The sequence below is a fragment of the Fodinicurvata sediminis DSM 21159 genome, assembly GCF_000420625.1.
GTDB lineage: Bacteria > Pseudomonadota > Alphaproteobacteria > Kiloniellales > DSM-21159 > Fodinicurvata > Fodinicurvata sediminis.
Window position 1 is genome coordinate 39179 of record NZ_ATVH01000011.1, and the last position, 24950, is coordinate 64128.

Annotated in this window: 18 protein-coding genes and 2 tRNA genes; 14 read left to right on the forward strand and 6 right to left on the reverse strand. The window is 56.8% G+C overall.

Annotation, left to right across the window (positions count from 1 at the left end):
- Positions 1-85 precede the first annotated feature (85 nt).
- Entirely contained in the window at positions 86-1138 is a 1053-nt protein-coding gene (locus G502_RS0101425) for a GlxA family transcriptional regulator (protein ID WP_211217782.1), read from the reverse strand.
- A 91-nt stretch (positions 1139-1229) separates the two neighbouring features.
- Here G502_RS0101425 and G502_RS0101430 point away from each other — a divergent pair, with 91 nt between their 5' ends.
- Positions 1230-2315, forward strand: a complete 1086-nt coding sequence (locus G502_RS0101430; RefSeq protein WP_026988942.1) for a class I SAM-dependent methyltransferase — start codon at positions 1230-1232, stop codon at positions 2313-2315.
- Between the two features lie 81 nt (positions 2316-2396).
- On the opposite strand, the gene G502_RS18125 is transcribed toward G502_RS0101430, so the two are convergent.
- The 4 genes from G502_RS18125 to G502_RS18130 all read right to left on the reverse strand — a co-directional run bounded on the left by G502_RS18125 (position 2397) and on the right by G502_RS18130 (position 6560).
- On the reverse strand, positions 2397-3599 hold the full coding sequence (locus G502_RS18125) for an MFS transporter (protein WP_022726881.1): 1203 nt from the start codon (positions 3597-3599) through the stop codon (positions 2397-2399).
- A gap of 14 nt (positions 3600-3613) precedes the next feature.
- On the reverse strand, positions 3614-4573 hold the full coding sequence (locus tag G502_RS0101440) for a ketopantoate reductase family protein (RefSeq protein ID WP_022726882.1): 960 nt from the start codon (positions 4571-4573) through the stop codon (positions 3614-3616).
- Positions 4574-4601: 28 nt separating this feature from the next.
- Positions 4602-5999 carry a hypothetical protein gene (locus G502_RS0101445; RefSeq protein WP_022726883.1) on the reverse strand — a complete coding sequence of 466 codons (1398 nt, stop codon included), beginning with the start codon at positions 5997-5999 and terminating at the stop codon, positions 4602-4604.
- A 279-nt stretch (positions 6000-6278) separates the two neighbouring features.
- Entirely contained in the window at positions 6279-6560 is a 282-nt protein-coding gene (locus tag G502_RS18130) for a hypothetical protein (protein WP_211217783.1), read from the reverse strand.
- A gap of 146 nt (positions 6561-6706) precedes the next feature.
- Here G502_RS18130 and G502_RS0101455 point away from each other — a divergent pair.
- The 3 genes from G502_RS0101455 (at position 6707) to G502_RS22605 (ending at position 8697) form a co-directional block, all read left to right on the forward strand.
- Positions 6707-6793: transfer RNA gene (locus G502_RS0101455), tRNA-Leu, on the forward strand.
- Positions 6794-6911: 118 nt separating this feature from the next.
- A tRNA-Leu gene (locus G502_RS0101460) sits at positions 6912-6998 on the forward strand.
- A gap of 268 nt (positions 6999-7266) precedes the next feature.
- Positions 7267-8697, forward strand: a complete 1431-nt coding sequence (locus G502_RS22605) for a DUF502 domain-containing protein (protein WP_022726885.1) — start codon at positions 7267-7269, stop codon at positions 8695-8697.
- 5 nt (positions 8698-8702) lie between these two features.
- Here G502_RS22605 and recG read toward each other — a convergent pair whose 3' ends face one another.
- On the reverse strand, positions 8703-10784 hold the full coding sequence (gene recG / locus G502_RS0101475) for an ATP-dependent DNA helicase RecG (protein WP_022726886.1): 2082 nt from the start codon (positions 10782-10784) through the stop codon (positions 8703-8705).
- Between the two features lie 82 nt (positions 10785-10866).
- Here recG and G502_RS0101480 point away from each other — a divergent pair, with 82 nt between their 5' ends.
- The 10 genes from G502_RS0101480 to frr all read left to right on the forward strand — a co-directional run bounded on the left by G502_RS0101480 (position 10867) and on the right by frr (position 24947).
- Complete coding sequence (locus G502_RS0101480) at positions 10867-11145, forward strand: FAD assembly factor SdhE (RefSeq protein ID WP_022726887.1); 279 nt, start codon at positions 10867-10869, stop codon at positions 11143-11145.
- On the forward strand, positions 11142-14645 hold the full coding sequence (mfd, locus tag G502_RS0101485; RefSeq protein WP_022726888.1) for a transcription-repair coupling factor: 3504 nt from the start codon (positions 11142-11144) through the stop codon (positions 14643-14645). Before G502_RS0101480 ends, mfd begins: the two co-directional genes overlap by 4 nt.
- 116 nt (positions 14646-14761) lie before the next feature.
- Complete coding sequence (proS, locus tag G502_RS0101490; RefSeq protein ID WP_022726889.1) at positions 14762-16087, forward strand: proline--tRNA ligase; 1326 nt, start codon at positions 14762-14764, stop codon at positions 16085-16087.
- 3 nt (positions 16088-16090) lie between these two features.
- Positions 16091-17338 carry a lipoprotein-releasing ABC transporter permease subunit gene (locus G502_RS0101495; protein WP_022726890.1) on the forward strand — a complete coding sequence of 416 codons (1248 nt, stop codon included), beginning with the start codon at positions 16091-16093 and terminating at the stop codon, positions 17336-17338.
- Entirely contained in the window at positions 17331-18020 is a 690-nt protein-coding gene (locus G502_RS0101500) for an ABC transporter ATP-binding protein (protein WP_022726891.1), read from the forward strand. Before G502_RS0101495 ends, G502_RS0101500 begins: the two co-directional genes overlap by 8 nt.
- A gap of 66 nt (positions 18021-18086) precedes the next feature.
- A complete protein-coding gene (gene dnaE, locus G502_RS0101505; protein ID WP_022726892.1) occupies positions 18087-21560 on the forward strand; it encodes a DNA polymerase III subunit alpha in 3474 nt (1157 codons plus the stop codon).
- A 192-nt stretch (positions 21561-21752) separates the two neighbouring features.
- On the forward strand, positions 21753-22607 hold the full coding sequence (gene rpsB / locus G502_RS18145) for a 30S ribosomal protein S2 (protein ID WP_022726893.1): 855 nt from the start codon (positions 21753-21755) through the stop codon (positions 22605-22607).
- A 50-nt stretch (positions 22608-22657) separates the two neighbouring features.
- Positions 22658-23584 carry a translation elongation factor Ts gene (gene tsf, locus G502_RS0101515; RefSeq protein ID WP_022726894.1) on the forward strand — a complete coding sequence of 309 codons (927 nt, stop codon included), beginning with the start codon at positions 22658-22660 and terminating at the stop codon, positions 23582-23584.
- A gap of 67 nt (positions 23585-23651) precedes the next feature.
- On the forward strand, positions 23652-24383 hold the full coding sequence (pyrH, locus tag G502_RS0101520; protein ID WP_022726895.1) for a UMP kinase: 732 nt from the start codon (positions 23652-23654) through the stop codon (positions 24381-24383).
- A gap of 3 nt (positions 24384-24386) precedes the next feature.
- Positions 24387-24947: a ribosome recycling factor gene (frr, locus tag G502_RS0101525; protein ID WP_022726896.1), complete on the forward strand. Its 561-nt coding sequence runs from the start codon at positions 24387-24389 to the stop codon at positions 24945-24947.
- Positions 24948-24950 lie beyond the last annotated feature (3 nt).

Below are 24950 nucleotides of genomic sequence, written 5' to 3' on the forward strand. Positions count from 1 at the left end.
CAGCTTTTCATAGCGAGATAATAACTATACAGTTATTAGTAGCATGCAATTTAAGGAAAAAATCAATAAAAATCTTTAAATCATATCAGGCAGAACCATTACCGCGTACAAGCCTTTGGAATCGTTTCCGATATCTGGCCGGCGTTGTACAAGTTCGCCGCTTGAAGAGGCGGCGAAAATAGACGGGATCTTCATACCCAACAGCGTGTGCAACTTCCTCGGTTGAGAGGTTGCCGGTCTCCAGTAACTGCTTTGCCTCTTCGATCCGCAGGGCCTGAACGTAGTCTACCGGAGAATAGCCTGTGGCCGCCTGGAAGCGGCGCTTGAAGGTGCGCTGTGCCAAACCGGAACGTTCAATCATGCAGCTGACGGGATGTGATTCCGCATAGTTCTGCGCGATCCAGGATTGGCAGTGGGCAATCACGGCATCCGAATGCTTGCGTGGCTGGGTCATTGCCGCATAGGAGAGTTGACCTTCGCTGCGGTCGCCAAAAAGGAAAATCTTGGCGATATGCAAGGCTTCTGCCTCACCGCAGAAGCGTGCGATCAGGTAGAGTGCCAGATCCTCCCAGGCAGCCGCCCCTCCACTGGTGACGAGGCGATGTTCCGTGCCAGCCGGGCAGAGAATGCGTTCGGCCGTCAGTCCTACGTCGGGATAGCACGCGCGAAATGTTTCCACGGCACTCCAGTGCGTGGTTGCCGGTTGCCCGTCCAGAAGGCCGCTCTCGGCTAGGAAGAGGGAACCAGTACATACGGAAGTCACCATGGCATCATTCCGGAACTGATCTCGGACCCACGCCGTTTCCAGCGGCCAGCGACCCATGGGTGACTGTCCTGGCGGGATCACCAGATCTGTCACGACGACAAGGTCGCTCACGCCAATCTCGTCGAGCGTTGCCTGAGGAGTAACCGGTAGGCCAATGGCAGAGGTGAAGGGTTCTTTCGTGGCGGCCACGATCCGGGGCGCCATGCGTCGCACGTCATTTCGCTCGCCTGTCAGTTCGCTCCAGGTGACACCCACCGATAGAAAGACCTCATAGAGGCTGTAGAGGACAGTTGGTGTCGTCTCCGGCAGAGCCAGAAGACTGACGCTCAGCGGTGGAAGAGTCTTGCGCGCATGCATGGAAAATAGTGGCACAAAGGCCCTGTTCCTGTCCATTGAGCCCCTCGTGCATGGAGGACATCGGGCGTATGTCACGCGCTGTCTTCATGAAACGAAAGGAAAGAGAATGTCTTCCGCAGAACTTCACTCCATTGCACCGGACCAGGCGCAGGCAGAGGCTTTTGCCGAACAGGTCATGGGCCTGCTCAACGCAGGGGCTGTGTCCGTCATGATCTCGATTGGTCATCGCGCCAGCCTGTTCGATGTCATGGCCGGCTTGCCGCCAACAAGCAGCGCGGTAATCGCAGAACGTGCCGGCCTGGCCGAACGCTATGTTCGCGAATGGTTGGCGGTCATGGTGACCGGCGGCTTGGTAGCCTATGATACCAAAATCCAGTACTATCACCTGCCACCAGAGCATGCCGCTTGCCTGACGCGGGATGCAATTCTGGGCAATCTGGCGGTCTATGGGCAGCATGTGGCCATCATGGGCGCAATGCAGGAGGAAATCCTAGACAGGTTCCACAGCGGTGAAGGTGCGGTCTATGGGGATTACCCCTGCTTTCATCAGATCATGGCAGAGGACAGCAACCAGACCGTTACGGGGCAGCTGTTCGATACGATTCTGCCGCTGGCCGAAGGTGTGGACGCGCGCCTGGAAGAAGGAATCGACGTCTTGGATGCCGGCTGTGGCCGCGGCTCGGCCCTGATCGCCATGGCAAGACAGTTCCCCCGCAGTCGTTTCCTGGGCTACGACCTCTGCCCGGATGCCATTGACCATGCCAGCTTCGTAGTGGAGCAAGAGGGGTTGGCGAACATTCGCTTCGAAGTTCGCGACCTGACAGGGTATGACGAAAAGAACAGATTTGACTTCATCACTTCCTTCGATGCTGTGCACGACCAGAAAGATCCGCAAGCCCTGATCCAGAGCCTGCATGATGCGCTCAAACCTGGCGGTATCTACCTGATGCAGGACATTGGCGGATCGGCCCGGTTGGAGAATAACCTGGATTTTCCGATGGCCTCGCTGCTCTATGCGGTTTCCTGTGTGCACTGCATGCCGGTCTCGCTGGGGCAGGGTGGCAAGGGGCTGGGCACCATGTGGGGGTGGGAAACCGCAGAAGCGATGTTGAAAGCTGCCGGATTCCGCGAAGTTCAGCGCCATGTCCTGCCGCATGACCCAATGAACGTTTGGTTCGTCAGCCGTGCATGATGTGCGGCCGGGAAAAGTCTGCTGCGGTCCATGATGAATGGATAGGGATCAGCCTGCCTCAAGCAGCACAAGGACGGTAGCTCAGTTCTTTCCCGCGCCTCTCCGTTGAGCGGAGTGGACCATTGCGAGGGCGAGGACGGCGGCACAGGCGAGCGCACCATACAGGGGCAGGAAACTGTCGAGTTGGCGGCCAGCAGCCGAGAAAAGTGCAGGCCCAACCAGCACACCCATGTAGGTCAGAAAGAGGGCGGCAGAGGTCACGTCCCCGGCGCGTCCTTCCGGAGCGCGCCGGGCAACCTCTGCCAGGAAAATTCCGTTCCAGCTGATCCCCGTTGCGCCTAGCAGCAGGAAGATACCTGTCGTTAGGCTGATTGGCGTGTCTAGCGTGATCTGGGTTACGGCAAGGGCCGTTACGGCCAGTATGGTCAGCAGGATCAACAGGGTTCCGGCCCCATTTCCGATGCGGTCTGCCAGCATACCCCAACCGATGCGGCCGATGGCACCTGTCACCTGCACCGAAGCCAGCAGGATACCGGCAAGAATCGGGCTGAACCCCAAATCCTCGACCAGGATTACGACCAGAAAGGTAACGATACAGAGTTGAATGCCCGCAAGCAGGAAGGCAGAGAGCGATAGCAGGCGCAAGGCGGGTTGTCCGAAGACCAGGCGGATGGCCTCGACAGGCAGTTTGGGGGCCTTGCCCGTGCTTGCTCGGTCGCTGTCCCATGAGCTGCGCCAGGGCTGGAGTGCGACAGCCAGGACAAATGCCAGCAGAGCACTGAGAAGGACGGGCGCCTGCCAGCCCATCCACTCGGCCATGCCAGGTCCGATCAGACCGGCCAGCATGCCCCCCAGTGGGACTCCAGTCTGTTTGAGGGAGAAAATCATGTTGCGTTTTTCCGGATCCGTAAAACGCATCAGCAGGTGTGCCGCTGCAGGGTTCGGCAAACCGTAGGCCATGCCCAGCAGAATAGAGGCAATAGCCAAGGCAGGCAGGGTAAAGGAGGGAATGGTTGCCAGGAAAGCAGCAAGGCAGCCCAAAGTTACCAATAGAAGGCCAATCTGGCTGGTGCGGCAGGCACCGAGACTTCGCACCATCGGACCTCCGTACAGGCTTGCGATCATGGCAATGCCATAGACGAGACTGACCTGCAGCCCAATCAGGGCAGCATCCACATCCAGTGCGCGTGCGGCCAGGGGCGCGATGGCAGGAAGGATCATTGTTGCCATGGTGCTGATGGTCTGGACCCCAATGGTTCCAGCTATCACGCCGAGCCCGCGCATATCAGGTCGTGCCTTCAGCCCTGGAATACGGGCTGTTTAACCTGGCGGGACGGACGAAGGTCATGTGTTTCCATGGCATGGATGCTGTTTACCAGGGTCGCATTCACAGGCGTGGCAACGCCTAGGCGCTTGCCTTCCTCAACGACAGAGCCATTGATATCGTCCACTTCGCTGGGCTTACCTGCCAGACGGTCCAGAAGCATGGAGGGGCGGGCACCGGGAATCTTGCGGCCGAAGGCGCGCACATATTCAGCCGGGTCGTCAAAGTCGAGTTTCACGCCCGAAGCCTGCGCAACCTGCCAGGCTTCCTCTGCGCAGGCAGCCGAGATCTGCCGGGCATGGGGGTCTTCGGCGACTTCACCTATTAGTAGGCCCGTCACGCAACAGACAGCACTGTAAGCGGAATTGCAGACCAGTTTGGTCCAGATCATGTGATCTGCGTCGGGAGCTGCTTCGGCATTGAAATCTGCGTCCCTCCAGACTTCGGCCACCTTTTGGGCCAATGCGAACTTCTCTGAATTCCGCGCCGCTACGCGCACGATCTCCCAGCCGGTGTGATCGACATACCCAGGCGCTGGAATGGAAGCTCCAAATCCCCCTGCAATCCCCAGAAGCACACGGTCGCGTCCAACCATTTCTTCAGCGATGCGCGGTGCATTGAGACCATTCTGCACGCAAAGCACCGCCGTATCGTCGTCCAGCAAGGGATCAATAACCTCCAGGGCCGAGGCCAGGTCGCGCGTTTTCGTGGCGACTATCACGAGATCACAGGGGCCAACCTCTGCTGTCGTCGTTGTCGCCTGTGGGTGCGCAATCCAGTTGCCTGTGGCGCCGGAGACCCGCAACCCGGAGTTACGCACAGCATCCATATGCTCAGCCCATCTATCGATAAGCCAGATATCGTTTCCATTGCGGGCCAACAATGCTCCGTAAATGGATCCCATGGCACCTGCGCCAAGTATGGCGATTTTCATGCTACTGCCTCCTATCCCTTGTTTCGCTTTATGGAGTGTTCCCATTTATGGCCATCTCCAGCACCCCGACGATCAGGCCAAGACCAGTGCCAGCCGTAATCCAGAACAATAGATTCCAGCGATGTCCAATGACCCAGGGGCCAACGTTTCCATAGCGTGCGGCGACCAGTACTCCTGCGGTAAAAGGGGAACTGGCAACGGCCATGCACCAGCCGGATGACAGGGCCAGGGCGGCGGGCAGGGTGCTGGCGCCAGGCAGTGTGGTTTCGGCCAGGGCCGTACCGATAAGAGTCGTCGTGATAATGGGATTCAGTCCTAACTGTCCCATGAGGATCACCAGCCAGATCGAAGCGGACAGAGTGAGGGGGCGAGGCAGCAGATCGACAACACTTACGAGCCAGTCGTTTGGAATGGCAAAAGCCAAGAGCACGCCTAGTGCAGCCGTGTTGCCGCTGACGCCGATCTCGGACCGCTGACTTGGCAGGATGCGGGCCAGATAGCGGTGCAGGGTACTGAGCGTATAATTATGGGAGTGCTCGGGATCTTCTTGCCGTTTCAAGGATATATGGGTTTTGGCGCGCGACTGTCGTATAAGCCAGGCCAGAGCCAGGAAGGGAATAGAAGAGATAACGCCCACGATGATTGCGGAGTTGAAGATTTCTGATAGGCCGAAGGCCATAATGAAAATCGCTGCAACAAGACCCAGTAGGGGCAGGAAATCGATCCAGCGCCCTTCTTTAGGTGCGCCGGGCCGGGAACCGGGCCGAGGGCGAGGACTGGTCAGGCGGTCCAGGACCCAGCCCCAAAGCAAGGTCAGCATGGCCAAGCCAAAGCCGGCCAGGATGAAAGCTGTGGTATCGGTTTGCGGCAAGCTTGCCATGACCACGGCGAAGGAAACCGAAAGCGGGGACCAGATGGAGATTGTGGCGAAGCCGCGTTGGACCGCCGTAATCATGCGCCGCCTCCGGATGAGGCGGCGTCGCTCAATTTCCTCCGGAGTGCCTTTATCCTCATGTGATGCCAGGGCTCGATGAACCAGTTCTCCCAGCAGGCTCATGGCTCCGATGCTGAGGAGCAGGGAAATCAGATGGCCGCCGGCGGAAAGCACGATGTATCGCCGCCCTGGCGGCTGATGAACAATGACATCTCCGCAGTTCGCGATCAGTCGGGAATACTCGGCCACGGCACTCAGCAGGGCCATGACAGCAAACAGCGAGGCAATAAGTGCTCCGCGCGCTCCAGCTTCAATGGCCCAGGTCCAAAAGTCCTGATCCTGCAGCCAGCCAAAGGCAATCAGGCAACCGCTGGCAACAATATAGATGTACGGGGCTTTGCGACTGCCGGGCAAGGCCGTCACTACAAAAACCAAGAAGGAGATAGCCGCCAGGGTTTCGGCGTTGGCTAGGTTGAAGAGACCATCCGCCACGGTTGCCAGTACGCAGGAAAGGCCAGCAGCGCTGAGAACGACGCGGCGAAGCCTTCCGATGGCTGGTGTGTTTGGGTTGACGATCGGTCTTTCCCGTAATGAGGCAGTCAACTGCCTTGTTATAGTGGTTTAGGAACCCTTTTGCGCCTCCTATTGCTAGAGAGGTAGCCGCTTGTCTGCAATTGCCTGAGCCCACACAAGCTTGCATAACGGATCTTCGCGCAACGCGGGGCGCTCTGTCAGGTTTGCTTGACCCTGGAGATTATAGACTTGGCGCTACTAGTCGTTGTGGCGCTTGCCATCCGGTTCCGGCTCGGGTTCGGGATTGTTCTCGCGCGCCTGTTCATGATGACGCGTATCATGCCCGCTGCGATTGCTGTAGAACACCAGAGCCATGAGACCGCCGCCAACTAGGAGCGTCAGGATAACACCGCCTGAAAGCGCGATCCACCCGTGGGCGCCCAAGCTCACGTCTCCCAGATTGCTCCATGTGGTTATGCCGCCAATGCAGGCCAGAACCAGTATGAAGCCCAGGACAAGATAGAGAAGGATGTTCTTCATGATGTTTGAATAGCATCTGAAGGGAGATGCAGCCAGACACTCCTTTCCGGATGCAAAAAAGCTTTTCTTGCTCTTGTACTTTGGCGCCAAGATCGCTAATTAGGCGCCACCATCGAACGGCTTGCCGGTTGATGAAAAATGAGCGTGCGGCTGTGGCGGAACTGGTAGACGCGCAGCGTTGAGGTCGCTGTGGGGGAGACCCCGTGGAGGTTCAAATCCTCTCAGCCGCACCAAGCATTTGCCTCGGTACAGGTTTTGTTCCAACCCCGCAAAAAGGGTTTGACAGAGCCGGGGTCGATGGAGTGAAAGAAGGACCTACCCTCCGAGCCTTTGCTCGGAGCCTTGATCGTCGCGGCTGTGGCGGAATTGGTAGACGCGCAGGTTTCAGGTACCTGTGGTGGAGACACCGTGGTGGTTCGAGTCCACTCAGCCGCACCAATCCTTGCGAGGCAGCATTTGCAAGGATCCATGTTTAGTAAGGCTGCCTGACACGCATACACTGCTTAGCCAGGTTGCCATTCCCCTGCCTTAATGTCAGCCTAGCTAATTAATGAATTCTTCCTTGGTTTCCTGGAGTTGGAAACACGGGCTTAGCTTCTCGTGTGTCTTGCGAAAAGGAAGACACAGGCAAGGATTTCCTGTAACACTTTCAGTTTCCCTGCGATAGCTCAGGGAGCTAGGCATCTGCTTTGAACTGGGAAGAAGAATGGCGCAAAAGCCCGGTCCAAAAGAATCTCACAAGTCCGATTCCCATACTGAAGATGACCCACTGTCCAAGATTGCGCCTCATAGCGGATTCGTAGGGCGGTTGCGCAATTATTTTCTGGTCGGAGTCCTCATTACGGCTCCAATCGCAATTACGATATGGATTGCCTGGGGCGTTATAGACTTCTTTGACACCCGTGTGCGCCCGCTTGTGCCTGCGGATTGGAATCCCGAAACCTATCTGCCTTTCTCGGTGCCTGGACTGGGACTCTTGCTGGTCCTGGTGTTCTTGACGTTTATCGGAATGTTCACTGCGGGCCTGGTTGGGCGTGCCCTGATGGACAGTGGCGAGCGACTGTTGGCCAGGGTTCCTGTCGTTCGCAGCATCTACGGCTCCCTGAAGCAGGTTTTCGAGACAGTTCTTGCGCAGAATTCTCGCGCATTTCGGGATGTCGTTCTGGTGGAGTATCCCTATCAGGGGGTTTGGGCCATCGGGTTTGTCACCTCCGAAACGACAGGTGAGGTTCAGCGTTTGACGGAGGGCAGGGTCGTTTCCGTATTCGTGCCGGCCACGCCCAATCCGACAACAGGTTTTCTGCTGTTCCTTCCGAAAGACGAGGTGCATCACCTGGACATGACGGTCGAGCAGGGCCTCAAGCTCGTGATTTCCGGCGGAATTGTTGTTCCTCCTCGGGGAGAGCCACGCTCTTTGCCGGAAATGTTCAGGCAACAGAAGACAGTCAAGAGCGGGGGACTGGGCTTTACGTCTCGCTTGCGAAATTACTTCCTGACAGGCGTGCTTGTGACTTCGCCTGTCGTGATCACCTTCTGGCTGGTTTGGGAAATCATCACCTTTGTCGACGGCAGGGTAAAGCCGATGATTCCTTTGGAGTTACAACCAACCCATTACCTGCCTGTAGGATTTCCCGAAATACCTGGCATCGGTCTTGTGGTGGCTATTGCCGGGCTGATCGTCATCGGCATGTTCGGGGCAGGAATCATCGGGCGTGCGGTGCTGCGAACCTCTTCATGGGTGTTCGGGCGTCTTCCTGTAATACGCAGTATTTATGGGGCATTGCGTCAGATTGTTGAAACCATTCTGGCCAGCCAATCGGATGCTTTCCGCGAATGCGTATTGTTCCAGTACCCTCGCCGAGGGTCCTGGGTCATCGGGTTCCTGACGGGCAAGACGGAAGGGCAGGTGCAGGGACTGACCGATGCCAACGTCGTAAATGTTTTCATGCCGACAACGCCGAATCCCACTTCAGGCTTTCTCATGTTCGTGCCGAAGGATGAGGTTAGGCCATTGACCATGACGGTGGAAGAAGGATTGAAGATGGTGGTGTCTGGCGGTTTGGTGGTGCCGCCGGATCGTGGTGCCGCCGAAACGGAAGAGGAGCTTACGGAAGGCAGCCCGCAGGCAGCAAGCTGATGCAGCTAGCCTGATCGAAGATAGCGTACGGCGCTGTCGCGTTCGAAAAGATAAAGAAGCACACGCAGAGCCTTGCCCCGTTCAGTCTCTAGCTGTGGGTCGCGTTGAAGTATCAAGCTGGCATCGTCGCGTGCTGCCAGCAAAAAATCTGAATGAGCAACCGGGTCAGCCAGGCGAAATTCGGGGAAGCCGCTTTGGCGCGTGCCAAGAAGTTCGCCTGAACCTCGAAGCTTCAAATCTTCTTCTGCTATGCGGAAGCCGTCGTCACTCTCTCGCAAGACGCGCAATCGTTCGCTGGCAACTTCGCCCAAGGGTGTTTGATACAGCAGGAGGCACGCGGATTTCCCGGAGCCGCGTCCCACACGCCCCCTTAGCTGATGCAATTGGGCCAAGCCAAAACGTTCCGCATGTTCTATCACCATTACCGTGGCTTCGGGTACGTCAACGCCAACCTCGATTACGGTCGTGGCGACAAGGACGAGAAGGCGCCCCTCTGCAAAAGCCTGCATGACGTCGTCTTTTGCTGTGGCTTTCATTTTCCCGTGAACCAGCCCTACCTTGCCGGGGAATGCCTGGTCCAGTGCTTGGAATCGCTGTTCGGCTGCGGCCAGATCACTGTTCTCGGATTCTTCTACAAGGGGGCAAAGCCAGTAAACGCGCGCGCCATTGCTCAATGCCCGCCCAACGGCCTGTACCACCTCGGGCAGGCGTTCCAGGGGCAATGTGCGCGTATCCACCGCTTGGCGTCCGGGCGGCTTTTCTGTCAGCCGCGAGGATTCCATGTCGCCATAGCTGGTCAGCAGCAATGTGCGGGGTATGGGCGTTGCTGTCATGACCAGGGTATCGATGGCCTTCCCCTTGCTTGCCAGGGACAGACGTTGGTGCACCCCGAAACGATGCTGTTCATCGATGACCGCCACCCCCAGACGGTGGAATTTGATCGACTCCTGGAACAGGGCGTGCGTACCAATCACAAGCTGTGCTTCCCCGTGCTCGATCTGTTCAAGCAGTGCGGTGCGGGTCTTGCCCTTGTCACGTCCCGTCAGAATGACTGTCGAGATTCCCATGACATCTGCCAAAGGCTGTATGGTCTTGTAATGCTGTCGCGCCAGTATTTCCGTTGGGGCCATAAGAGCGGCCTGGTGGCCAGATTCGATAACGTCCAGCATAGCCAACAGGGCCACAAGGGTCTTACCGCTTCCCACATCGCCCTGGAGCAGGCGAAGCATGCGGCTTTCGTCAGCCAGGTCTGTGCGAATCTCCGCGAGAGCCGTCTGTTGGCTTTGAGTCAGGGAAAACGGCAAACTTGAAACCGCCAGTTCAGCCAATCGGCCTGGCACCTTTCTACTGACACCAGCCAATTTCCGCTGATTCAGGCGAATAATGCCTAGCGCCAATTGGTTTGAAAGCAGTTCATCATAGGCCAGCCTGGATCGTTCAAGTGACAGCGGAGAGAGATCATCTTTGCTCTCCGGATTATGTGCCTTTTCCAGTGAAGCTTTCCAGGTTTTCCAGCCCTGACGTTGCAGATAGGCGGGATCTTGCCATTCCGGAAGATCCGGGGCTCGCTGAATGGCCTCCCGGATGGCATTGGCCGCAACACGCGGCTTCAAGCCTGCAGTCAGGGGATAGATTGCCTCGACGAGGGGCAAGCGCGCCTCATCAGAGGGTGGCAGGATGAAATCCGGATGAGCCATTTGCAGGCGTCCATGGAAGCTGTCCAGACTGCCGCTGATAAGCCGGATTTCTCCGGGCGGCAGGATGCGCTTGAGATAATCTTCCCTGGCATGGAAAAAGACCAGTTCCAGCTCACCTGAATCGTCATGGCAGTCGATGCGATAGGGGTGTCTGGAATTGGCACCGGGACGATGGGCTGCAACGGTAACCTTCAGGGTTGCAACGTGCCCGGGCTCGGCTTGATTGAGCTTAGGGCGATAGCGACGGTCGATGACATTGACCGGCAAAAGCCAGCAGAGATCGATCAGTTTGTGACCGGCCAGTTTGGAGAAAAGCTTGGCCAGTCGGCTGCCAACACCGGGCAGCGTTTCCGTTTCCGCGAAGAGGGGATTGAGGATATCCGGGCGCACGATGCTGATATGGTGCTTGATTGATCACTGACATTGCGGTTCTGACGGCCTATATCCTAGCCGGAGCAAAGGGAAGCGCAAAATGAAAGACACTGAGGACCTTGAAGCGAAGCGCAAGCGTTTGCGATTTCGCAGCTGGCATCGCGGCATCCGTGAAATGGACCTGCTGGTTGGAAGCTTTGCGGATAGTCGACTTGCGGAACTGGATGCAGAGCAGCTTTCACGTTACGAAGAGTTGTTGCTGGAAAGTGATCCGGACCTCTATGCCTGGATGACCGGCCGCGCCGAGCCTCCGGAGGAACTGAACCACGATGTCATGCAGATGATGCGCCAATTCGAGTACAAGCCGCAACTGGATTGAAATTGAGAGACGATCTTCTGAAAACGCCCGGGCGCAGTACGCTGGGCAATGTGCCCGAAGGCGTGGACGCCTGTGTTCTGCTTCAGCTTTTGGACAATGCCGTAAGCAAGCAGGTGCCGCTGGTTCATGTCTGCAGGGATGATGCGCGGATGGCGCGTTTGGCCGAAGTGCTTTCCTTCTTCGCGCCCAACCTGGATATCCTGTCTATGCCCGCATGGGATTGCCTGCCTTATGACAGAGTCAGCCCTCACAGGGACATCGTTTCCCAGAGAATAGCCGGTTTGAGCCGTTTGATCTCTGACAAGCCTCCTGCAATCGTGCTGACGACAGTCAACGCGCTGCTGCAGCGGCTTCCGCCGCGTGAGTTGTTCGCAGGCCGCACTCTGTCGGCGCGGCCCAGTGAAACTCTGCCTCCCGAGCAATTGACAGCCTTCCTCAACGAAAACGGTTTTCAGCGCGTCGAAACCGTGGCGGAGCCCGGTGAATATGCCATGCGCGGCGGCATCATCGACCTGTATCCGGCCGGAGAGGAAAATCCACTGCGCCTGGATTTCTTTGGCGATGAACTGGAAAGCATTCGTGTATTCGATCCGCTGTCCCAGCGGACAACAGGTAAGGCTGAACTTCTGACACTGTTGCCGGTCAACGAGGTTGTTCTTGACGAGGAGACGGCCGAGCGTTTTCGCAGCGGCTACCGGGCCGCCTTTGGCGCAAGAGTCAGCGAGGATCCTCTCTATCAGGCAATCAGCGCGCAACGCCGTCATCCTGGCATGGAGCATTGGCTGCCTCTTTTTTATGAAAAGCTGGCATGCCTGACGGACTACTTGTCGGATGCTCCACTGTCCTTTGACCACCAGGCGGAGGAAGCGCGGGACGCGCGCCTTGAATCCATACAGGATTTCTACGATGCACGCCGGCAGATGGAAGGCCAGGAGCAACTGGATGGTGCACCCTACCATCCCTTGCTGCCTGACAGGCTCTACCTGACCGCCACTGAATGGGACCAGATGGTCGAAGCGCGGCCCAGCCTGTTCTTTACGCCTTTTGACCAGCCATCCGATGAAGGCCGGCGGGTTGCTGATGCAGGGGGGCGGCGGCCAGCTGATTTCACAAGCGAACGCAAGGATTCAGAGGGGACTCTCTACAAGGCCTTGGCTCAGTTCATCAGCCAGGAGCAGAAGGCAGGTCGAAAGGTTCTCATCGCTGGTTTCAGCGAGGGCTCCCGGGATCGTCTGCATACGGTTCTCAAGGAACACGGGCTGACACGTGTGGCGCCCGTCTCTGATTGGCAGGATGCCCAGGCACTGCCATCGCAGCAGGCCGGTCTTGTTGCCTTGGGGGTGGAAAAGGGGTTCGGTTTTGGGGACCTGACGATTATCTCCGAAGCCGATATCCTGGGCGAGCGGATTGTGCGATCGAAAGCGCGCAAACGGCGTTCCGACAATTTCCTGACCGAAGTTTCAACCCTGCATGCTGACGATTTCGTGGTGCACGTGGATCACGGTATAGGCCGGTATGAGGGCTTGGAAACACTGGATGTGGGCGGAGCGCCGCACGACTGCGTGAAAGTCATCTATCACGGTGGCGACAAGCTGTTTGTCCCTGTTGAATCGATCGAGGTGCTTTCCCGTTATGGTTCGGCTGACACTGTGGCCGAGTTGGATCGCCTGGGACATGGCAACTGGCAAGCGCGCAAAGCCAAGGTCAAGGAGCGCCTGAAGGAAACCGCGGATCATCTCATTGCAGTGGCTGCCGAAAGGGAATTGAAGCAGTCAGAAAGCTTGAATCCACCCGAAGGCCTCTATGAGGAATTCTGTGCCCGTTTTCCCTATCCTGAAACAGATGACCAGTTGCGTGCTATCGAAGACCTGTTGAACGATCTGGGCAGCGGCAAGCCCATGGATCGTCTGATTTGTGGTGATGTGGGGTTCGGCAAGACCGAGGTTGCACTGCGCGCCGCCTTCATTGTTGCCATGTCGGGCAAGCAGGTGGCTGTTGTCGTTCCAACGACGCTTTTGGCGCGACAGCATTATGAAACTCTGAAGGAGCGCTTCGCAGGTTTGCCGATACGAATTGGCCAGCTCTCACGGCTGACCAGCAGCAAGGAGGCAGCGCAGGTCCGCCAGAATCTGAAGGACGGCACCCTGGATATCGTTGTTGGGACACATGCCTTACTGGGCAAATCCGTCGGGTTCAAGGATCTGGGGCTGCTGATCATCGATGAGGAGCAGCATTTCGGCGTGAAACAGAAAGAACGCCTGAAGGAGTTGAGGGCCGAGGTTCACGTTCTCACCCTGACAGCTACTCCAATCCCACGAACCCTGCAGCTGGCCATGTCTGGTGTGAAGGAGATGAGCCTGATCGCTACTCCGCCGGTCGATCGTCTGGCGGTGAGAACCTTTGTTCTGCCCTATGATTCCGTTGTCATTCGAGAGGCCATACTGCGTGAGCACTTCCGTGGGGGGCAGAGTTTCTATGTCTGTCCCCGACTTGAGGACATAGCTGGGGTCGAGGAAAAGCTGAGGAAGCTGGTGCCCGAGGTACGTATCGGAGTTGCTCATGGGCAGTTGCCGGGCACGCAACTGGAAGAGGTGATGTCCGCCTTTGTCGATCACCGGTATGACGTTTTGCTGTCGACCAACATTGTGGAATCTGGCCTGGATATACCGGCAGCGAATACCTTGATCATTCACAGGGCAGACATGTTCGGTCTGGCGCAGCTTTATCAGCTTCGGGGGCGCGTCGGTCGCTCGAAACAGCGCGGCTATGCCTACCTGACATTGCCGCAGGGTCGGATTTTGACCAAGAGCGCGGAAAAGCGCCTGGAGGTGATGCAAACTCTGAATACCCTGGGGGCGGGTTTCACACTTGCCAGTCACGATATGGACATCCGGGGCGCCGGCAACCTTTTGGGGGAAGAGCAGTCCGGGCATGTGCGTGAAGTTGGGGTCGAACTGTATCAGCAGCTTCTGGAAGAAGCGGTGGCGACAGCAAGGTCACGGCAGGAAGATATACAGCCGGACACAGCGGAGGGGGACAGTTGGACACCACAGATCAATCTGGGCACGTCGGTCCTGATACCCGAGAGCTACGTCAGCGACCTGCATGTGCGTATGGGGCTTTATCGCAGACTATCGACCCTTGTGGACCGCAGTGAAATAGAATCCTTTGCAGCCGAGTTGATCGATCGCTTCGGACCTCTACCCGAAGAAGTGGAGAACCTGCTTGAAATCATAGCCATCAAGCAGCTTTGTCGTGATGCCGGGGTCGAGAAACTGGATGCAGGACCCAAGGGGGCCGTTCTTTCGTTTCGCGGGGACAGCTTTGCCAACCCAGGTGCATTGGTGAATTTCATCGAACGCAATCCTGGAAAGATTCAGTTGCGCCCGGATCACAAGCTCGTCTACCGACGCGTTTGGGATCAGCCCAGAGACAGGATGAAAGGTGTGCGCCAATTACTCGACAAGTTGGCGCAAGCCGCGATGAAGCAAGCAGCCTGAATTTGTTACTTTCCTGACCCGGCGAAGTCATGGACAAGGCCTTGGGCTTTGCCTACTCTCCGCTGCAATCAGTCCATGATCTCCAAACTCCGGCTCACTTCTTACCGAGGCAATTCATGCGCCGTTCAGCTTATTTTCTGCCGACAATGAAAGATACTCCCAAGGAAGCGGAGGTTGTCTCCCACCGGCTGATGCTTCGTGCCGGCATGATCCGGCAATCCGCTGCTGGTATCTATTCATGGTTGCCGCTTGGGTATCGTGTTCTGCGAAATATTGAGAAGATCGTCCGCGAGGAGCAGGATCGCGCAGGCTGCCAGGAAATGCTAATGCCGACCATTCAGTCTTCCGATCTCTGGGTCAAGTCGGGGCGCTACGATGATTATGGCCCCGAAATGCTGCGCATTCGTGATCGCCACGATCGGGATATGCTCTATGGCCCGACCAACGAGGAATTGATCACCGATATCTTTGCGCATTCGGTTCGCAGCTATCGTGAACTGCCAAAACTACTTTATCACATCCAGTGGAAATTCCGAGACGAGGTGCGTCCGCGATTTGGAGTGATGCGCGGTCGGGAGTTCCTGATGAAGGACGCCTATTCCTTTGACGTGGACCATGAAGCTGCATCGGAATCTTATAACAGGTTTTTCGTCGCCTATCTCAGGACATTTGCGCGTATGGGCCTTAAGGCCATTCCCATGGAAGCGGATACGGGGCCGATTGGCGGCAACCTCAGTCACGAGTTCATCATCCTGGCCGATACCGGTGAAAGCCAGGTTTTCTGTGACAGGAACTTTGTGGATTATGATGTCCTCGGCACCGACGTTGATGCCGGAAGTGCCAAGCAGGCGGCCGAAGTGGTGGATTATTTCACACGCCTTTATGCACGCACGGACGAAAAGCACGATGTCGCCGCCTTTGAAGCGGACGTTCCCGCGGAACGCCGTTATGAAGGACGGGGTATCGAGGTGGGACATATATTCTATTTCGGGACAAAGTATTCCGAGCCACTGGGAGCCTTTTACACCACGCGCGACGGGGAGGAAGCCCCTGTTCACATGGGCTCATACGGCATCGGAGTCTCACGCCTGGTTGGCGGTATCATCGAGGCTAGCCACGACGATGATGGCATAATCTGGCCGGCATCTGTCGCTCCCTTTGATGTCGGGTTGATCAACCTGCAAGTGGATAACGAGGATTGCACGAAAGCTTGTGAAGACGCCTATGCACGCCTGAATGATGCGGGACTGGATGTTCTTTACGATGACCGTGACGAACGGGCAGGCGCCAAGTTTGCGGACATGGACCTGATTGGCTTGCCATGGCAACTGACCGTGGGGCCCAGGGGGGTGAAGAAGGGTGTCGTGGAGTTGAAGAACCGGGCAACTGGCGAGCGTCAGGAGCTTTCACTCGATTCAGCGCTTGCGCAGCTAGCGGGCTGATCCATGGTATTCGGATCCTTCGAGCGCCTTCTTGCCCTGCGCTATCTGCGGTCCAGGCGGCAGGAGGGGTTCATATCGGTCATTGCCGTCTTCTCCCTGTTGGGTATCGCTCTGGGGGTGGCAACCCTGATCATTGTCATGGCGGTCATGAATGGTTTCCGCGAAGAACTGCTTAGCCGCATTCTTGGGGTCAATGGCCACCTGACAGTCTATAGCAACCAGGAGCAGATGACCGATTATGAGTCCCTGGCCGATAAAATCCGCAGTGTGGAAGGGGTGGAACTCGTCACACCGCAGATACAGGGACAGGTCATCGTCACGTCAGGAGATCGTGCCATAGGGGCCGCCGTCCGCGGTTTGTCCACCGAGGATCTGCAAGAACGCAGCGTTATAGCCGACAATGTTATGCAGGGCTCGATGGAGCAGTACAGCGAGCAGTCAGGGATTCTGGTTGGCAGCAGGATGGCGCAGAATCTTCACAAGCAGCCTGGAGATACGCTTACCCTGCTGTCCCCTCAAGGGTCCGAGACTGTTGTGGGGACCGTGCCGCGCATGAAGGGTTATCCGATATCGGGTACCTTCGAGGTGGGGATGTACGAATATGACAGCAGTTTCATCTACATGCCGCTGGAGCTGGCACAGACATTCTTTCGCCATCCTGATGCCGTGAATGCCATAGAGGTGTTCGTGAATGATCCAGACCAAGTCTGGAAGGTGCGTCAAGAGATCGCCTCTGTGCTGGGCAACGACTATCGCTATGTGGATTGGCAGCAGGCCAACTCCAGCTTTTTCAACGCCATCCAGGTTGAACGAAATGTAATGTTCATCATCCTGTCCCTGATTATCCTGGTGGCTGCCTTCAACATCCTGTCCGGTCAGTACATGCTCGTGAAAGGCAAGGGGCGCGATATTGCCATACTGCGTACCATGGGTGCGACAAGTGGCATGATATTGCGCATTTTCTTCATGTCTGGTGCTTCCATCGGTCTACTCGGTACTCTAGCCGGAGTCATCATAGGCATTCTGTTCACGGACAATATTCAGGCGATACAGAGTTGGGTTGAGCAGCTGTTCGGAACTGCTGTGTTCAATCCGGAAGTCTATTTCCTGAGCAAGTTGCCGGCTGAACGGGATCCGGCGGAAGTTCTGCAGGTGGTGCTCATGGCGCTTGGCATATCCTTCCTGGCGCCATTGTTGCCGGCATGGCAGGCCGCCCGCCTGGATCCCGTGGAGGCGCTGCGCTATGAGTGAGCAAACGATTGAACGCCTGAAGCTGGATAAGGTCGTCAAACGCTACAAGCAAGGTGACCGCGGCCTTGAAGTGCTGAAGGGTGCGTCAATGACCCTGTACAGCGGCGAGATCGTCGCCTTGGTCGGACCGTCTGGGTCTGGAAAATCGACACTCCTGCACATCGCCGGTCTCCTGGAAAAGCCTGACGAGGGCCGTATAGAGATTGCCGGTCAGGAAACACAGACACTTTCGGATCGTGAACGAACGGCGATTCGTCGACGCCGTATCGGGTTTGTCTATCAGTATCATCATTTGCTGCCGGAGTTCACGGCCCTGGAAAACCTGATTGTTCCCCAGATGATTGCTGGACTGAACAAACGCAAGGCAGCCGAGCACGCGCGGGAGCTGCTGAAGCTGGTTGGCCTGGGCGAGCGTATCGAACACAGACCAGCGCGGCTGTCCGGAGGTGAGCAGCAGCGTGTGGCACTGGCACGGGCAATAATCAATCGTCCATCGCTTGTGCTGGCTGATGAACCCACAGGCAATCTTGATCCGGAAACCGCCGACAGCGTATTCGACCTGCTTCAGAAACTGGTTCGGGGCACGGGTGTCGCTGCCATGATAGCCACCCACAATCTGGAGTTGGCCCGAAGCATGGACAGGATATTGCTTGTCGAGGACGGTCAGCTGGTCGAAGGCTGACTTATTATCAAAGATCGGCAGGAATAAACTGCGGATCCTACTGCCCATGAACGGAGTCCAGGTAGCATGGCTCATTCAGATTTTGTACACCTGCGCGTTCACAGCGCCTATTCCCTTTCTGAAGGTGCCATTCGGCTGAAGCAATTGATCTCGCTTTGTCGAGATCATGCCATGCCTGCCGTTGCCATGACTGATACCGGCAACCTGTTTGGTGCCCTCGAGTTCTCCATGGCGGCAACCGATCAGGGTGTGCAGCCTATCGTGGGAACCGTCATGGGCGTAAGGCTTGAAGCCGCTGGCCCCTTTGGCGAGCCGAGTGGTGCGCCCTATAAAGTTGTGCTGCTTGTCCGTGACGAGCAGGGGTATCGCAATCTTCTCAAGCTGATCAGCAAGTCTTTCCTGGAAACACCGGATGGTGACCATCCGCACGTTCTGCTTGATACCCTGATAAAGCATAATTCCGGGCTGATCCTTCTGACAGGCGGTATTGATGGACCGATCGCGGACAGTCTTCTGGCAAACAGGGGCGAGCAGGCTGAAAATTTACTTTTGCAGCTGCAGGAAACCTTCTCGGATCGTCTGTACATTGAATTGCAGCGTCATGGCTTGTCCGAAGAGGATCAGGTCGAACAGCAGTTGGTTGAATTGGCATACCGGCACGAGATTCCGCTCGTCGCCACCAATGATGCCTTCTTTCCCACACGGGACCAGCATGAAGCCCATGATGCCCTGATCTGCATTGCTGAAAGCACTTATGTGGTGGAGAGCAATCGGCGGCAATTGACGCCAGAGCACTACTTCAAGTCAGCCGAGGAGATGCGCGCACTTTTTAGCGATCTGCCGGAAGCCGTCGACAACACCATCGTGATTGCGCGTCGCTGTTCCTATTTCCCGGAAAAGGTGGACCCCATTCTTCCCGCCTTTCCCAGTGAGGCTGACCGCAGCGAAACCGAAGAACTGAAGGTGCAGTCGCGAGACGGCCTGGAGCGTCGTCTGGAAGAGCACGTTTTCCTGCCGGATGAAGAGGAATCTGAACGAGGTGAAAAGGCGGAACCCTATCGTAACCGGCTGGAATACGAACTGGGCATCATCGAGCAGATGGGGTTTCCCGGCTATTTCCTGATCGTGGCGGATTTCATCAAATGGGCCAAGAGCCAGGGCATTCCCGTGGGCCCTGGACGTGGGTCAGGTGCCGGTTCCGTGGTGGCCTGGGCCCTGACGATTACCGATCTGGATCCCTTGCGTTGGGGATTGCTCTTCGAGCGTTTCCTGAACCCGGAACGCATCTCGATGCCGGACTTCGATGTGGACTTCTGTCAGGAGCGCCGGGATGAGGTCATAAGCTATGTCCAGCAGCAATACGGAAGTGACATGGTGGCTCAGATCATCACTTTCGGAAAACTGCAGGCACGGGCTGTCTTGCGCGATGTAGGCCGTGTTCTGCAGTTGCCTTATGGACTTGTGGACCGTCTCTGCAAGATGGTGCCCAATAATCCGGCCAATCCCGTAACCCTGCAGGAAGCCATAGATGGTGAGCCGCGTCTGCAGGAAGCGATGGAGAGCGAAGAGCAGATACGGCGGATGATTGATATCGCGCTGAAGCTGGAAGGTCTCTATCGCCACGCCTCAACCCATGCTGCAGGTGTCGTCATTGGCGACCGGCCTCTGGATGAATTGATACCTCTGTATCGCGATCCTCGCTCGGACATGCCGGTAACTCAGTTCAACATGAAGTATGTGGAGCTGGCAGGCCTGGTGAAGTTCGATTTTCTTGGACTCAAAACCCTGTCTGTCCTGGCCAGGGCAAGAGACCTGATTCAACTGCAGCAGCCCGAATTCGATCTTGAGGGTATGCCGCTTGATGATGTGGGTGCCTATGAACTGATGAGCCGGGGAGAGACTGTTGGTGTCTTCCAGTTGGAATCCTCCGGCATGCGGGATGCCCTGCGTCGTCTGAAGCCCGACCGTTTTGAAGACGTGATCGCCATGGTTGCGCTTTATCGCCCAGGGCCGATGGAGAACATTCCCTCCTACATTCGCCGCAAGAAAGGCGAGGAAGAGCCGGATTACCTCTATCCCACGCTTGAGCCCATCCTGCGCGAGACCTTCGGGATCATGATCTATCAGGAACAGGTCATGCAGATCGCGCAGGAGCTGGCCGGCTATTCCCTGGGCGCCGCTGACATGCTGCGCCGTGCCATGGGCAAGAAGATCAAGTCCGAGATGGACGCCCAGCGTGAAATCTTCGTGGAGGGCGCTGTCGCCAAGGGCGTGGAGGAACAGAAAGCGCGTTCCATTTTCGAGTTGGTGAACAAGTTTGCCGGATATGGCTTCAACAAGAGCCACGCTGCAGCCTATGCGCTTGTGGCCTACCAGACGGCTTATCTGAAAGCCAACTATCCAGTCGAGTTTATGGCGGCGTCCATGACATTCGAGTTGGGCAATACCGACAAGTTGAACGTCTTCAGGCAGGAATTGGTGCGCATGGGGGTTCCATTGCTGACCCCCGACATCAACCGCTCGCATGCGGAGTTTTCCGTCGAATTGCTTCCGGACGGGCAGGGGAAGGGAATCCGCTACGCCCTGGGTGCGATCAAGAATGTTGGCTCCACTGCCATGGAGGCGCTGGTTCAGGAGCGCGAGGCCAACGGCCCTTACCGCTCTCTCTCGGACCTCGCGCAGCGTCTTGATGCAAGACAGATCAACAAGCGCGCCATTGAGAATCTGGCCTGCGCTGGTGCCTTTGACAGCCTGAACAGCAATCGCCAACAGGTATTCCTCGCAGCCGAAACATTGGTGCGGCAGGCGGCCAGTGCCGCCACGGAGCGCGATGCAGGCCAATTCAGCCTTCTAGGTGGAAATGGCGACCAGGCCAATGAAGATATACGACTTTCGCCGGTGAGCGACTGGCCGGCCATGGAGAGACTCAAGCACGAATTTGAAGCCATTGGCTTCTATCTCTCTGCGCATCCCCTGGATTCCTATGAAAATCTCTTGCAGCGCCGTCGCGTCGTTTCTTTTGCGGAATTGCCGCGGGCGATCGCCGGCGGGCAGAGCCGTCAGGCACTTGCTGGTATCATCGTGGCGAAGCAGGAGCGCACCTCGAAGAAGGGTAGTCGTTTCGCCTTCGTTCAGATGTCCGATGCCAGCGGTGTTTTCGAAGTCACTGTTTTCTCAGAATTGCTGGGGCGTTGCCGGGAGTTGCTTGAAAGCGGGCGTCCGCTGCTTGTTACGGTGTCCGTCGAGCGGCAGGCCGAAGGCGATGACCTTCGGCTGACTGCGCAGGATTTCGAAGACTTGGAGGAATCCCTTGCCAAGACGGCGGCTGGATTGAAGGTCTATCTGGAGGGTGAGGCGCCCTTACAGGATCTGCGGAACCTGCTGGATCGGGAAACACGGGGCCGCAGCCAGGTTACCCTGGTGCTGACACTTTCCGATGGCCGTGAAGTGGAATTGGATCTGCCTGGGGGTTTTTCCCTGTCAGCGGGCGGACGACAAGCCATAAAGTCGATACCTGGCGTCGTTGTCGAGGATCTCTGATCGCTTTCAATCGCAAGCTAGAAGCCATTCCCGGCTCTTGCTTTTTACCGGTTTCGGCGCTATCAACCGCATCGTCTGAAAATCTCACGCAGGCTTCATGCGATCAGGCCCAGTGCATGGGCATCGCTCCGGTGTTCGGGATCTGTTTGACCCGGATCACTGGCCTGCGGCGGCACAACCGGAGAAATGAAAATGGCAGTACCTAGTTATTCCATGCGTCAGCTTCTGGAAGCGGGCGTGCACTTTGGCCACACGACGCGCCGCTGGAACCCGAACATGGCCCCGTTCCTGTTCGGTGAGCGGAACGGCATTCACATCATTGACCTCGAACAGACGGTACCATTGCTGCATCAGGCCCTGGTGTTCATGCGCGAAGTGGCTGCCGGTGGCGGACGTATCCTCTTTGTGGGGACCAAGCGCCAGGCCAGCGAGATCGTTGCTGACGCAGCCAAGCGCTGTGGGCAGTATTATGTCAACGAACGCTGGCTGGGCGGAATGCTCACAAACTGGAAGACAGTGTCTCACTCAATTCGTCGCCTCAAGGAGCTTGAAGAGATTCTCTCCCAAGAGCAGACGGGGATGACGAAGAAGGAAAACCTGAACCTGACTCGCGAGCGTGACAAGCTTGAACGCGCTCTTGGTGGGATCAAGGAAATGGGTGGTTTGCCCGATGCGCTCTTCGTGATCGACACGAACAAGGAGCACCTGGCACTTCAGGAGGCACGCAAGCTCGAGATTCCTGTCATTGCCGTATTGGATTCCAACAGCAGTCCAAAAGGCGTGGGCTATCCTGTGCCAGGCAACGATGATGCTGTTCGTGCCATCAGTCTCTATTGCGATCTGGCTGCTGACAGCATCCTTGATGGCTTGCAGCAAAGCATGGCCCGTCGGGGGGAAGATGTCGGTGCAGCCGAAGAGGTGACTGAGAATTTGCCTGAAGAAAGCGCTGAGGCAGAGCAGCCGACCCCTGAGACGTCAGCGGCAGAAAGCAATGTGGCGCCCGAGGGCGAGGATTTAGCTGAAGCCGAGAAACATACCGGTTCATGAGTCGGCAGCCCTGTGTTGTCACGACAGAATTCGATTTGAGGGATTGAGAGATGGCTGAGATTACTGCGTCGCTCGTTAAGGAGCTACGCGAAAAGACCGGTGCCGGCATGATGGACTGTAAGAAGGCACTGAAGGAAACTGAAGGTAACCTGGAGGAAGCGCTGGACTGGCTTCGTAAGAAGGGCTTGTCTGCAGCTGCCAAGAAGGCGGACCGCACGGCGGCAGAGGGTCTGGTCGCTATTGCGACGGAAGGCCAGCGTGGAGCCATCCTGGAGGTGAATGCGGAGACGGATTTCGTTTCCCGCAACGAGCAGTTCCAAGCCTACGTCAGCAAGGTTGTCGGCATCGCCCTGGAAAAAGGGGGTGACATTGATAACCTGGCAGCCGCTGATTATCCGGGCACCGGACGTAATGTGGCCGATGAACTGACCCAGTTGATTGCTACGATCGGTGAGAACATGAGCCTTCGCCGCTCTGAGGTTCTTTCCGTCGATAAGGGAGTGGTTTCCGGCTACATTCATAGCCAGGTGGTCGAAGGTTTGGGGCGTATCGGTGTAATCGTTGCTCTTGAATCCGATGGAGACGCCGAGAAGTTGTCTGCATTGGGCAAGCAGATCGCCATGCACGTTGCCGCGGCCAATCCAATGGCTCTCGACCGTGATGGGGTAGATACGGCTGTTTTGGACCGTGAACGGGAAGTCCTGGCGGATCAGGCGCGTGCCAGCGGAAAGCCAGAGGATATCATCAACAAGATGGTGGAAGGGCGCCTGCGCAAGTTCTATGAGGAATCCGTTCTGCTTGAACAGACCTTTGTCATAGATGGCGAGACCAAGGTCAGTGATGTACTTGAGCAAGCCGCGAAAGACGTGGGTGCGCCAGTGAAACTGACTGGTTTCGTGCGTTATCAACTCGGGGAAGGCAAGGAAAAGCAGGAAAGCGACTTTGCCTCCGAGGTTGCAGCGGCGGCTGGCAACTAAGGAAACTGAAAATCGGGCGGCCCAGGGTCGCCCGATTTTGTATGGAGCTGCAGGGAGTGAGCCCCCGATGACTTCTGGCAAACCTGAATACCGCAGGGTTTTGCTCAAGATCTCCGGCGAAGCCCTTATGGGCGAGCGGGAGTATGGATTGGATTCCGCAACGGTTCAGCGTATTGCTGAAGAGGTGAAAACAGTTCACGAGATGGGCGTTGAGCTCTGTCTTGTGATTGGAGGTGGGAACATCTTTCGGGGATTGAGTGGTGCTGCCCAGGGTATGGATCGCTCAACAGCTGATTACATGGGAATGCTGGCCACGGTCATCAATTCCCTGGCCATGCAGAATGCCATCGAAACACTGGGAGTTCCGACACGGGTGCAATCGGCAATCCCGATGTCCTCAGTTTCCGAGCCCTATATTAGGCGCCGTGCAATCCGGCATATGGAAAAGGGCCGCGTGGTCATATTTGCAGCGGGAACCGGCAATCCCTTCTTTACCACGGATACTGCGGCGGCCCTGCGTGCTTCCGAAATGAACTGCAGCGCCCTTTTCAAGGGGACCAAGGTTGATGGCGTTTATGAGGCCGATCCGGTCCAGATGCCGGATGCGAAGCGCTATGACCAGCTCGGGTATCTTGAAGTGCTTTCAAGAGACCTTGGCGTTATGGACCATTCCGCCATATCACTTGCACGAGAAAACCGTATTCCGGTGATTGTATTCAGTATAGCCAAGCCGGGAGCCTTTGCCGAAGTTCTCTGTGGCAAAGGTCTCTACACAATCGTAAGCGATGGGGAAAACTAGAGAATGGCTGATGATTCCAATATCAAAGAGCTGCGACGCCGTATGGATGGGGCGCTTGAGGCTCTGAAACGCGAATTCGGTGGGCTGCGTACCGGCCGCGCCTCGACCAGCCTGTTGGACCCGGTAATGGTAGAAGCCTATGGCACGCAGATGCCACTCACCCAGGTTGGAACCGTCAATGTACCAGAACCTCGCATGCTGACGGTTCAGGTATGGGACAGGAAGATGATCGGCTCGGTCGAGAAGGCCATTCGTGATTCCGGGCTGGGCTTGAACCCAGCCTCCGATGGCAGTGTGGTGCGCGTTCCCATACCGCCGCTTTCCGAAGAGCGCCGCAGTGAACTGGTCAAAATCGCAGCCAAGTATGCCGAACAGGCGCGTATAGCTGTGCGCAACATTCGGCGTGATGGCATGGAAGCTCTGAAGAAACTGGAAAAGGATAGCGACATTTCGGAAGATGAACAGCGTCGCCGTTCCGATGAAATCCAGAAACTGACGGACGAACACGTCAAGAGCATTGATGAGGCCCTGGCGGCCAAAGAAACAGAAATCATGCAGGTGTGATTC